Origin of the sequence: Nocardiopsis trehalosi NBRC 14201 (assembly GCF_001552555.1) — a bacterium.
Classification (GTDB): domain Bacteria; phylum Actinomycetota; class Actinomycetes; order Streptosporangiales; family Streptosporangiaceae; genus Nocardiopsis_B; species Nocardiopsis_B trehalosi.
Genome location: NZ_BCRK01000205.1, coordinates 1 through 10,288, shown reverse-complemented (window position 1 = coordinate 10,288; position 10,288 = coordinate 1). Strand labels below are relative to the sequence as shown.

Below are 10,288 nucleotides of genomic sequence, written 5' to 3'. Positions count from 1 at the left end.
GGCCAGGCAGTCCCGGACCAGCTGCACCGGGTGCCGGGCGTCGCGCTCGGTCCCGTGCCCGATCTGCTGCCGGCACGACACCCCGGTCGCGGCGATGACCGTCTCGGCGCCCTCCGCGTTGATGGCGGGGAACAGCCGGTCGCCGCCGACGGCCATGGACACGTCGTAGTGCTCGGCCTCGAACCCGAACGACCCGGCCATGCCGCAGCACCCGGCGTCCAGTTCGACCACCTCGGCGCCGGGGATGCGGCGCAGCAGCGCCATCGTGGCGCCGGTGCCGACCTCGGCCTTCTGGTGGCAGTGGCCGTGGAACAGGATGCGCCGCCCGGCCGGCCACGCCTCCGGGTCGAGCCGCAGCCGCCCGTCGTCGATGGCCTCGGTGATCAGCTCCTCGACCTGGCGGACGCGGCCGGACAGGTCGCGCACCCGGGGGTCGCCCGGCAGCATCGACTCCGCCTCGTCCTTCAGGGTGAGGATGCACGACGGCTCGCAGCCGACGATCGGGCTGCCCGGCTCGGTCTCCTCCGACAGCAGCGACACCAGGTGCCCGGCCTTGGCCTTCGCGTCGTCCACCAGGCCCTTGGACAGGCTGGAGCGGCCGCAGCAGCCGCGCGACTCCAGCCGCACGTCCCAGCCGGCGCGTTCGAGCAGCTCGATCGCCGCCCGGCCGATCGCCGGTTCGGTGAACGTGGTGAACGAGTCGGCGAGGAAGGTCAGCGTCCCCATCGGCGCGACCCGCTCCCCGGTCCGCCGCTTGGCGAACCAGCGCACCAGGTGGGTGCGGGCGAACGTCGGCAGCGGGCGCTTCGCCGTGATGCCGACGGTCTTCTCCACCAGCCACCGTGCGCCGGGGACGCGGTTGGGCAGGTTGCTCAGCGGGGCGGTGGCCGACCCGAGCCGGTACAGGGTGCGCACCGCCCCGAAGACCCGCGTGCGCAGCGGCACCCCGTGGACGTCGTGGTAGTGCGACTGCGCCTCGCTCTTCAGCTTGGCCATGTCGACGCCGAGCGGGCACTCGCTCTTGCACGCCTTGCACATCAGGCACAGGTCGAGCACCTCGTGCAGCCGCTCGTCGCCGAGCGCGGCCCGCGGGTCGGGCTCGGACAGCGCCTTGACCAGCGCGTTCGCCCGGCCCCGGGTGGCGTGCTCCTCGTCGCGGGTGGCGATGTAGGACGGGCACATCGCCCCGGTGGCGCTCTTGCGGCACAGCCCGATGTTCATGCACCGGTCGGCGGCGCCGCGCATGCCGCCCACCACCTCGAACGACAACCGGGTCTGGAACGGCTGCGGCTCGGGCAGGGCGGCGTCGCGCAGGTGGTCGGTCATGGGCGGCGCGTCCACGATCTTGCCCGGGTTGAGCAGGTTCTCCGGGTCGAAGAGCCGCTTGACCTCCTGCATCGCCCCGTACAGGTCGTCGCCGAACAGCTCCCGGTTGAACTCGCTGCGGGCCAGGCCGTCGCCGTGCTCGCTGGAGTTCACCCCGCCGTACTCGGAGACGAGGTCCTTGACCTGCTCGGCCACCGACCGCATCTTCTCCACCTCGCCCGGCTTGGCGAGGTCCACGAACGGGCGGATGTGCAGGCAGCCCACCGAGCAGTGGCCGTAGAACCCGGCCTCCATGTCGTGGGCGTCGAGGATCTCCTTGAAGCGGGTGGTGTACTCCACCAGGTGCTTGGGGTCGACCGCGGTGTCCTCCACGAACGCCAGCGGGCGACGGGTGCCCGACCCGGCGGCCATGAGCAGGCCCAGGCTGGACTTGCGGACCTTGAGCAGCGCCCCCTGCTGCTCGGCGGTGATGGCGCGCAGCGTGTGGTAGCCGTGCCCGTTGGCCTTCCACAGCTTCGTGAGGCGGTCCATGCGGTCGATCAGCTCGGCCTCGTCGTCGCCGGAGAACGACACGAACAGCAGCGCCCCCGGGTCGCCCTGGAGGATGTCGCCCAGGCCCGCGTACTCGATGCGCTGCCGCGACAGGTCGAGGATGGTGCGGTCCATCAGCTCCACGGCCGCCGGGTCGCACGCCAGCGCGTCCTCGGTGCCGGCGATCGCCTCGGGCGTGGTGTGGAAGTGGCCGACCGCGATGATGGTCCGCTTGGGCTTGGGCACCAGGTCGACCACGGCCTCCGTGGCCAGCACCAGGGTGCCCTCGGCGCCCACCACGAACTTGGCGAGGTCGAACCCGGGGTCGTCGGCGAGCCGGTCCAGCCGGTAGCCGCCGGCCCGCCGCCAGAAGTCGGGGTAGCGGGTGGCGATCGCCTCGGTGTGCGCGGCCAGGATCTCCGGCAGCCCCCGGTAGACCGCGCCCTCCAGGCCGGGGCGGGCGGCGCGCCGCTCCAGCTCGCCCGCCGCCAGCGGGGCGAACCGGGCGGTCTGCGCGTCGGCGAGCACCACCTCCAGCTCGCGGACGTGGTCGATCGTCATGCCGTGGCGCAGCGACCCGCTGCCCGCCGAGTTGTTGCCGATCATCCCGCCGATGGTGGCGCGGTTGCTGGTGGAGGTGTCCGGGCCGAACATCAGGCCGTGCGGGGCGGCGGCCCGGTTGAGCTCGTCCTGCACCACGCCGGGCTGCACGCGGGCGGTGCGCGCCTCGGGGTCGAGGTCGATGATGCGGTGCATGTGCCGGGACATGTCGAGGATCAGCCCGGCGCCGATGGTCTGTCCGGCGAGGCTGGTGCCCGCGCCGCGCGCGGTGACCGTGACGCCGAACTCGCGGGCCAGGGCCATGGCGGCGGCGACGTCCCCGGCGTGGCGGGGGAGCACCACCCCGGTCGGCGGGATGGTGTACATGCTGGCGTCGCGCGAGTACAGGTGCCGGGAGTAGTCGTCGAAGCGCACCTCGCCGTCGAGTTCGGCGCGCAGGCGCCGTTCGAGTTCGGTGCGCACCGCAGCGGGGGCGGCCGGTTCCTTGCTGGTGACGGTCATGGCGGGTCCTCCACGGGTGGGGTCGGGCGGGCCGCGGCGGCGGCCGCGCGGGGCGGGGTCCCCGGTCCGTCACCCGGCGGGGCGGCCGAGCAGGTCGAGGGCGGCGTTGACGCCGTCGGGGGACACCTTGACCCCGGCCGCCTGGAGGCCCATCTGCACCCCGGCGAGCGTGCCCGCGATCGTCAGGTCGTTGGTGTGGCCCAGGTGGCCGATGCGGAACACGCGCCCGGCCAGCCGGCCCAGGCCGGCGCCCAGCGACATGTCGTAGCGGTCCAGGATGGTGCGGCGGACGTGGTCGGCGTCGGCGCCGTCCGGGACGAGGACGGCGGTGAGCACGTTGGAGTGCTCGCGGTCGTCGGCGCAGAGGATCTCCAGGCCCCACGCGCGCACGGCGGCGCGGGTGGCCTCGGCGTGCCGGGCGTGCCGGGCGAACACGTTCTCCAGCCCTTCGGCGTAGAGGACGCGCAGCGCCGCGCGCAGCCCGTAGAGCAGGTTGGTGGCGGGGGTGTAGGGGGTGAAGCCGCGGTCGTTGGCCTCCAGCATCGGCGCCCAGTCCCAGTAGGAGCGGGGGGTGCGGGCCGAGCCGGCGGCGGTCAGGGCCTTGGCGCTGATGGCGTTGAAGCTCAGGCCCGGTGGCAGCATCAGGCCCTTCTGCGAGCACGACACGGTGACGTCGACGCCCCATTCGTCGTGCCGGTAGTCGATCGAGCCGAGGGACGAGATGGTGTCGACCAGGAACAGCGCGGGGTGCCCGGCGTCGTCGATGGCGCGGCGGATCTCGGGGATGCGGCTGGTGACGCCGGTGGAGGTCTCGTTGTGCACGACGCAGACCGCCTTGACGCGGTGCGCGGTGTCGGCGGCGAGGCGCTCGGCGACCACGGCGGGGTCGACCCCGTGCCGCCAGTCGCCGGGGACGAAGTCGACGGTGAAGCCGAGGCGGGTGGCCATCTCCTGCCACAGCGTGGCGAAGTGGCCGGTCTCGAAGCAGAGCACGGTGTCGCCGGGGCTGAGCGTGTTGACGAGGGCGGCCTCCCACGCGCCGGTTCCGGACGCCGGGAAGACCACGACCGGGCCGGTGGTGCCGAAGACGGGGCGGACGTCGCGGAGCAGTTCGGTCAGCAGGTCGGAGAAGTCCGGGCCGCGGTGGTCGATGGTCGGCGCCGACATGGCGCGCAGGACCTCATCGGGGACGTTGGTCGGTCCGGGGATCTGCAGGAAGTGGCGACCGGTCGAGGTAGTCATGGTTCCGCGGTCTCGCAATCACTCGAATCCACATGGCGAAATTTCCGTATCACTGAGCGAAGTTTAGGCCTGTTGATCGCTGCGGACAAGCCCCTGTACAGCGGGTGAAGGGCCCTCTTCGGCGCGCTGTCAAGCCGGAACAGAGGGTTGACGCGCAATGAGAGGAAGAACATACTGCGTCGTATTCAGAACCCAGTTTCTGCGATACGGAATGTGATCATGCCGGGTCACACGACAACGCCGTCCGGGCCCGCGCACCGACCAGCGTGCTCCGCCACCCGACCGTCCGCCGCCGCCACGCGTGCGCCCATGGGGGCTCCATGTCCGTTCAGATCGTGTCCATCCTCGTCCTCGTCCTCGTCTTCCTGATCGCCACCTTCACCTCCGCCCACATGGGCGCCCTCGCGCTGGCCGCCGCCTTCATCGTGGGCACGCTCGTCGTCGGCGAGACCCCCGACGACATCTTCGGCGGGTTCCCGGGCGACCTCTTCGTGATCCTGGCCGGGGTGACCTACCTCTTCGCCCTCGCCAAGAACAACGGCACGGTCGAATGGCTGGTACAGCAGGCGATGCGCGCCGTCGGCGGCCGCATCGCCCTCGTCCCGTGGGTCATGTTCGCGACCACCGCCGTCCTCACCGCCGTGGGCGCCGTGGTCCCCGCCGCCGTCGCGATCATCGCCCCCATGGGCATGGGCTTCGCGATCCGCTACCGCATCAACCCGGTGCTGATGGGGCTGCTCATCGTCAACGGCGCCAGCGCCGGCGGCTTCTCCCCGATCAGCATCTTCGGCAGCATCACCAACGGCGTGGTCGCCCGCGCCGACCTCGGCGGCTCCCCGCTCTTCCTGTTCGCCGCGTCGTTCCTGTTCAACGTGGTGCTCAGCATCGGGGTGTACTTCCTGTTCGGCGGGCGCTCGCTCATCGGCCGCCGCAGCACCGACCCCGACTTCCAGACCGGCCCGGCCTCCGACGCCCCGGCCGACGGCGCCGTCCCCGCCCCCCGCCCCGCCGACGGCGCCCCCGCGTCGGGCGGCACCCCCGCTTCCGGCGGCACCCCCGCCCCGGCCCCGGCCGCGGGCGGCACCGCCGTCCGCACCACCACCGCGCCGCAGGCCACCGCGACCGGCGGCGACCCGGTCGCGCCCGACGCCGACGGCCCGCTCCGGCTCAACCTGGAGCGCACGCTCACCGTCGTCGGCATCCTCGCGCTGACCGTCGGCGCCCTGGTGTTCGACCTCGACGTCGGCCTCATGGCCATGAGCATCGCGGTCCTGCTGACCCTCGTCGCCCCCAAGAGCGCCAAGGGCGCCATCGACCAGATCGCCTGGCCCACCGTCCTGCTGATCTGCGGCATCGTCACCTACGTCGGCCTGATGGAGCGCATCGGCACCGTCGAGTTCCTCGGCGACAGCGTCGCCTCCATCGGCATCCCGCTGCTCGCCGCGTTCGTCATCTGCGTCATCGGCGCGGCCGTCTCCGCGTTCGCCTCGACCACGGGCATCCTCGGCGCGCTCATCCCGCTGGCCGTGCCGTTCCTGCTCGGCGGCGAGATCGGCGTCGTCGGCATGATCGCCGCGCTGGCCATCTCCTCGTCGGTGGTCGACTCCTCCCCGTTCTCCACCAGCGGCGCCCTGCTCGTCGCCAACGCCCCGGAGGACCAGCGCAACCAGGTCTTCCGCCGCCTGATGACCTGGGGGATGAGCATGATCGTCATCGCCCCGCTGCTGGCCTGGGGGGTGTTCGTCCTCCCCGGCTGGCTCTAGGCCGACGGCGGCCCCCACCGGGGACCCCGCACCCACGGGCCCCGGCGCACCGCGCCGGGGCCCGCCGGCGTGTCCGGGGGCACGCGGGCGTGGTAGGGCGGCTTCCTCCGCCACGGGTGCCGGTGTGCCGAGCCGGACGCGGCCGGGAGCCGGCATCCGCCTCACGGGCCCCGTTGTGCTGAGGGGGGCCAGTCCAGGCGCCGGCACCCGTCTCACCGGCCCCGATGCGCTGATCCGGGCCCGTCCGGGCCCTCCGGCGGCGCGCCGGGCAGCCGGTACCAGGCGTCGGCGGTCCCGCCGCGCACCCGGCGCAGGCCGTCGGCGCCCACCCCGGCGTCCACCACCAGGCGGTCCAGGTCGGCCCAGGCCGGGCCGTGGGCGCGGGCCAGCCGGACCACCGGCCAGTTCCCGGCGAGCATCGCCCGGTCGGGCCCGAACGCGTCGAGCACCCGGGCGACGTAGGGGGCGAGGTCGGCGGCGCGCCACGTCCACCGGGTGAGGACGTCGACGCCCACCGAGACCTTCACGGCGACGTTGGGGTGCGCGGCGAGCCGCCGCACCCACCCGGCCCACGGCTCCCACCCGCCGTCGGCGACCGGCGGGGTGGCCAGGTGGTCGACCACGATGCGCAGGTGGGGGAGCGCGGCGGCGGCCGCCTCGACCAGGTCGACGTGGGCGCCGCCCTTGACGACGACGTCCCAGGCCAGGCCCGCGTCGGCGGCCACTGAGAGCGCCGGGAACCGGCCCCCGTCGGCGGCGGCCGCGAACGCCGGGACGCGGCCCCCGTCGGCCAGGGAGCGGGCCAGGTCGGCACCGACCGCCGACCGCGCCCCGACCACCGGCAGGCCGGCGGCGCGCACCCGGTCCAATTCGCGCGCCGCGGCGCCGGCGTCGTCCGGCGGCAGCCACGCGACCACCCCGGCGACCCGCGGCCACGCGGCGGTGTAGGAGGCCATGCGGTCGTTCTCCTCGGGGCCCTCGGCGCACTGCACGAGAACCGTGCGGCCGACGGGGCCACCGGCGAGTTCGGATTCGAGGTCAGCGGGGAAGAACCCCCGATCGAGGGCCTCCGTCCCGGGCGCGCCCTTCCGGAGCCCGGCCGGCCAGAAGTGCTGGTGCGCGTCGACCACCCGGGGGTCGGCGGCGGTCGGGACTGTCGGACGCATACGCGCCTCCTCCATGGGGGACGGCCCGCCCCGCCCACTCCGGTCGGGAGGCCGATGTGTAGCTTGACGATTGTAGACAGCCGCCCCGCGCTCGCCCCCGCGCGGGTGTGGCGCTTCCGACCCGGGCGGAGGTCGAAGGGCACAGCGGGAGGATGCCGGCAATCCTGGCGCCGCGATACCATCTCGGCGGGATGCTTCTGGCGAAGCACGACGGCGGCCCCCGGTGTACACCGGGGGCCGCCGTCGTTCTCGGATTACAGGTTGCCGACCTTCACCTCGGCGAGGAGCGCGGTCCACTCACTGGCGGGGAACGCCAGGTGGCCAAGGTCGCGATTCTGCGTGTCGCGGACGGCCGCGACGCCCGGTGCGGCAGCGGCCTCCACGCAGTTTTGGCCCTTCGCGCTGCTGTAGCTGGATTTGTGCCAGGTGAGGTGGGATGCGGATACGGCGAGCATGGGGTCCTCTACGTGCGAGATTCGATGAACTGGGCCATCCACCTGCGCGAGTCATCGACTGAGAGCGCGGCTGCTTGGATGTGGTCGTACACCGTCTCATAGTGTCGCAGCTCAAGCGGGTCCTCGTGGAACAGGGCGCTCATCGACTGCTCCAGATACACCGTCGAGGGGTCCACGTCGAAGTCCAAGATCAAGAACGAGGCGTCCATTGCGGGGTGAGGTCCGATCTCGAAAGGCAACACCTGGACGCGCAAGTCCGCTCTCTGCACGTTGATCAGGTGGCTGACCTGAACCGTGACCAGGTCGGCGGGAATGCGGTGGAACGCGGCCTCGTCGACGATCGCCCACAGGCGTGGAGCATCCGGGCGGTGCAGGATGTGCTGGCGCATCATCCGCGCTTCCACTCGGCGCTCCCGCTCGCTCTCATCGGTAATGCCGCCGTTGGAGATGACGGCCCGGGCGTATCCCTCCGTCTGGAGTAACCCCGGGATGTACTGACCTTCGACGGTGCGGATGCGCGCGGCCTCGGTCTCCAGGTCGATCAGCGTGCCTGCACCGAGAACGTCGCGGTAACCGACCCACCACCCGGAAAGCGACGCCTCCCGTGCGAGTCGGCGGTACGCCTCACGCTGTTCCTCGTCCGTCACGCCGTAGACGTCCAGCAGCGTCAGCAGGTCTACGTCCCGGACCTTCAGGATCTTCCTGGTTTCTATCCGAGTCACCTTCGACTCGAACCACGATCGGTCGGGGCTCAGCGCCTTCGCTTGCGCAGCGGCCTCCTTGGCAGTGAGGCCGGCATCCTCCCGCAAGCGGCGCAACTCAGCCGCGAGTCGGCGCCTGCGGAGCGTGGGGCTCGCGGCCAACGCGTCGCCGCCTCTCTGTCGCGGGTGTCGGACAGACCATCGGCGCGATCCTACGCTGCGTGACGATTTCTCAGACATTCGGCGCATCCTACGGGTCGGAGCGTCTGTGACAACCGATATCGTCGCATGCTATTGAAATCGCATCTTGCGTTTTTGAATGCAGTGAGCGACGATGTCGTAGCCAGAACATTCCGCCGGGCCTCCCACCCGGCCTCCCATTGGGGGACTCATGTCTCTGTCTCAGCTCCCGCGCGGCGCGCTTCGGCGCGTTCGGCGGATCGTCGCCATCGCCGTCATCGGCCCCGACCACGGGGCGCACTGCGCGTGCTGTTCCCCGGCCCGGCCGCGTGCCGCCGTCCGCGTCGCCGCACCTGTCCGGCCGCCCGTCGACCTGCTCCCGCCGGTGCCGATCCGGTGCCGCCGCAGGGTGGGCCTCCACCTGGTGCGGCTCGAACGGCGGCGCGCCGAGGAAGCCGCCGAGCGGCGTCGGATCGCCGCGACCGCCATCGCCCACTCCCCGCGCCTGGCCGCCGCCCAAGCGGTCGGTCGCCGCGCCGAGGCGTCGCGGCGGGCGGTGGCCGCCGTGGACGCGGCCATCGCCGCCGATACCGCCCGCGCCAGGTGGCGCGGCGTCCCGCACGGGGACGGCCTGGACGACCTGCGCGCCGACCTCGCACCCCTGCTGCGCCACCTCCTCCAGCAGCAGCGGCGGCGGGGGGTGGCGGCGTGAACCCCAGCGGGCAACCCCCGATCATCAGCGACAAGCTCCACGCCGAGCTGGTCATCGGCCTCACCCGGGGCACGCTGACCGACGCCGAGGCGCACCACGTCGCCGCGATCCTGCGCTCCGTCCTCAGCATGATCAGCGCGGAGAACACCGATCCCGGCATGGACGTCCTGGACCCGCGCGAGGTGGAGGCCTCGCGCTGGCGCCTGGTGCGCGACCAGGTGTGCGAGTCCTTCCGCGACTACTACGCCGAGGGGGCGCCGTGAGCGTGTTCCATCCGCGCGCCCGCGACGTCGAGGTCGCCGTCGAAGAGGGCCACATCATCCTCCGCTTCGGCCCGGCCTGGGGCGACGAGGTCGTGTACTACCCGGGCGACGAGGACCACGACGAGCAGGTCCGCCACCTCGACCGGATCGCCGTCATGGCCAAGACCACGCGCCAGGAGATGGACCGGCAGCGCCGGGCGCTGCGGCCGGAGATCCCCCGGTGACCGGGGGAGGGCGGCCGCTGATCCCGCGTGCGGTGGTGTGGCCCTCGGCGGCCGGCCGGGGCCGCTGGTGGGCGTGGGTTCCGGAGGTTCCCGGCCCGGCGGGCATCGTCGGCCCGGCCGCCTGGCACGACCTCGCCCGCGCGGTGGCCGGACGGCGCCGGGCCGTGGCGCAACGCACCGCCGACGCCGACCGCACCACCACCGCCCCGGAGGGTGCCGCGCGGCACCGCCGCCCCCGCACCGGGACCCCGGCGCCGTCTGCGCTGCGGGCCGCAGGGCGCCGGGCGGAGAAATGCGGTGACCTGCTCACCACGCCCACGTCCACACCCCTACCACCGTGACCGGTGGCCGTGACCGGACCACCATCCACGGAGACCGCCGCGCGCCCGGCCGGGGCGCCACCCCGGGTGCGCGGCCCCGGGGCCGCGCGCGGAAGAACGCGGCGGCCCCACCCCGACGCGTGCGCCGGCCATTGGGGGACCGGCGCACGCAGGGCGGCCGACCGCGCGGAGAGGGAACCGCGGCCGGCCGCCCCATCCTCTTCACACCACCGGTCCACACCACCGGTCCATCAAGGCCGCGACCGGCGGCCACGCACATGGGGGCCGCGCCGGAAGGACGGGCGGCTCGCGCCGCCCGCCGTTCCGGCCGCCCGGCGGGCGG

The 10,288-nt window shown here is 73.3% G+C and carries 9 protein-coding genes; 4 read left to right on the top strand and 5 right to left on the bottom strand.

Annotated elements, in window-relative coordinates:
* Both NT8_RS24555 and NT8_RS24550 read right to left on the bottom strand, forming a co-directional pair.
* Window positions 1–2,919: FAD-binding and (Fe-S)-binding domain-containing protein (locus NT8_RS24555; protein ID WP_067974332.1), on the bottom strand; the 2,919-nt coding region annotated here is incomplete at its 3' end.
* 69 nt (window positions 2,920–2,988) lie between these two features.
* A complete protein-coding gene (locus NT8_RS24550) occupies window positions 2,989–4,161 on the bottom strand; it encodes a pyridoxal-phosphate-dependent aminotransferase family protein (protein ID WP_067974329.1) in 1,173 nt (390 codons plus the stop codon).
* A 320-nt stretch (window positions 4,162–4,481) separates the two neighbouring features.
* On the opposite strand from NT8_RS24550, the gene NT8_RS24545 reads away from it, so the two are divergent.
* A complete protein-coding gene (locus NT8_RS24545) occupies window positions 4,482–5,924 on the top strand; it encodes an SLC13 family permease (protein WP_067974325.1) in 1,443 nt (480 codons plus the stop codon).
* A 212-nt stretch (window positions 5,925–6,136) separates the two neighbouring features.
* Here NT8_RS24545 and NT8_RS24540 read toward each other — a convergent pair whose 3' ends face one another.
* The 3 genes from NT8_RS24540 to NT8_RS24530 all read right to left on the bottom strand — a co-directional run bounded on the left by NT8_RS24540 (window position 6,137) and on the right by NT8_RS24530 (window position 8,486).
* The gene (locus tag NT8_RS24540) at window positions 6,137–7,090 is read right to left on the bottom strand and encodes an amidohydrolase family protein (protein ID WP_067974322.1); all 954 of its coding nucleotides are present in this window, start codon (window positions 7,088–7,090) and stop codon (window positions 6,137–6,139) included.
* Between the two features lie 254 nt (window positions 7,091–7,344).
* Window positions 7,345–7,545: a DUF397 domain-containing protein gene (locus NT8_RS24535; RefSeq protein ID WP_067974319.1), complete on the bottom strand. Its 201-nt coding sequence runs from the start codon at window positions 7,543–7,545 to the stop codon at window positions 7,345–7,347.
* Window positions 7,546–7,553: 8 nt separating this feature from the next.
* On the bottom strand, window positions 7,554–8,486 hold the full coding sequence (locus tag NT8_RS24530) for a DUF5753 domain-containing protein (protein ID WP_369406311.1): 933 nt from the start codon (window positions 8,484–8,486) through the stop codon (window positions 7,554–7,556).
* A 151-nt stretch (window positions 8,487–8,637) separates the two neighbouring features.
* Here NT8_RS24530 and NT8_RS29610 point away from each other — a divergent pair, with 151 nt between their 5' ends.
* Genes NT8_RS29610 through NT8_RS24515 form a run of 3 tightly spaced genes read left to right on the top strand, consistent with a single transcriptional unit; the run spans window position 8,638 to window position 9,625 of the window.
* Window positions 8,638–9,138, top strand: a complete 501-nt coding sequence (locus tag NT8_RS29610) for a hypothetical protein (RefSeq protein WP_157515961.1) — start codon at window positions 8,638–8,640, stop codon at window positions 9,136–9,138.
* The gene (locus tag NT8_RS24520; protein ID WP_067974313.1) at window positions 9,135–9,401 is read left to right on the top strand and encodes a hypothetical protein; all 267 of its coding nucleotides are present in this window, start codon (window positions 9,135–9,137) and stop codon (window positions 9,399–9,401) included. Before NT8_RS29610 ends, NT8_RS24520 begins: the two co-directional genes overlap by 4 nt.
* Window positions 9,398–9,625, top strand: coding sequence for a hypothetical protein (locus NT8_RS24515; protein WP_067974311.1), 228 nt, complete (start codon window positions 9,398–9,400; stop codon window positions 9,623–9,625). The genes NT8_RS24520 and NT8_RS24515 overlap by 4 nt, the downstream gene beginning before the upstream one ends.
* Window positions 9,626–10,288 lie beyond the last annotated feature (663 nt).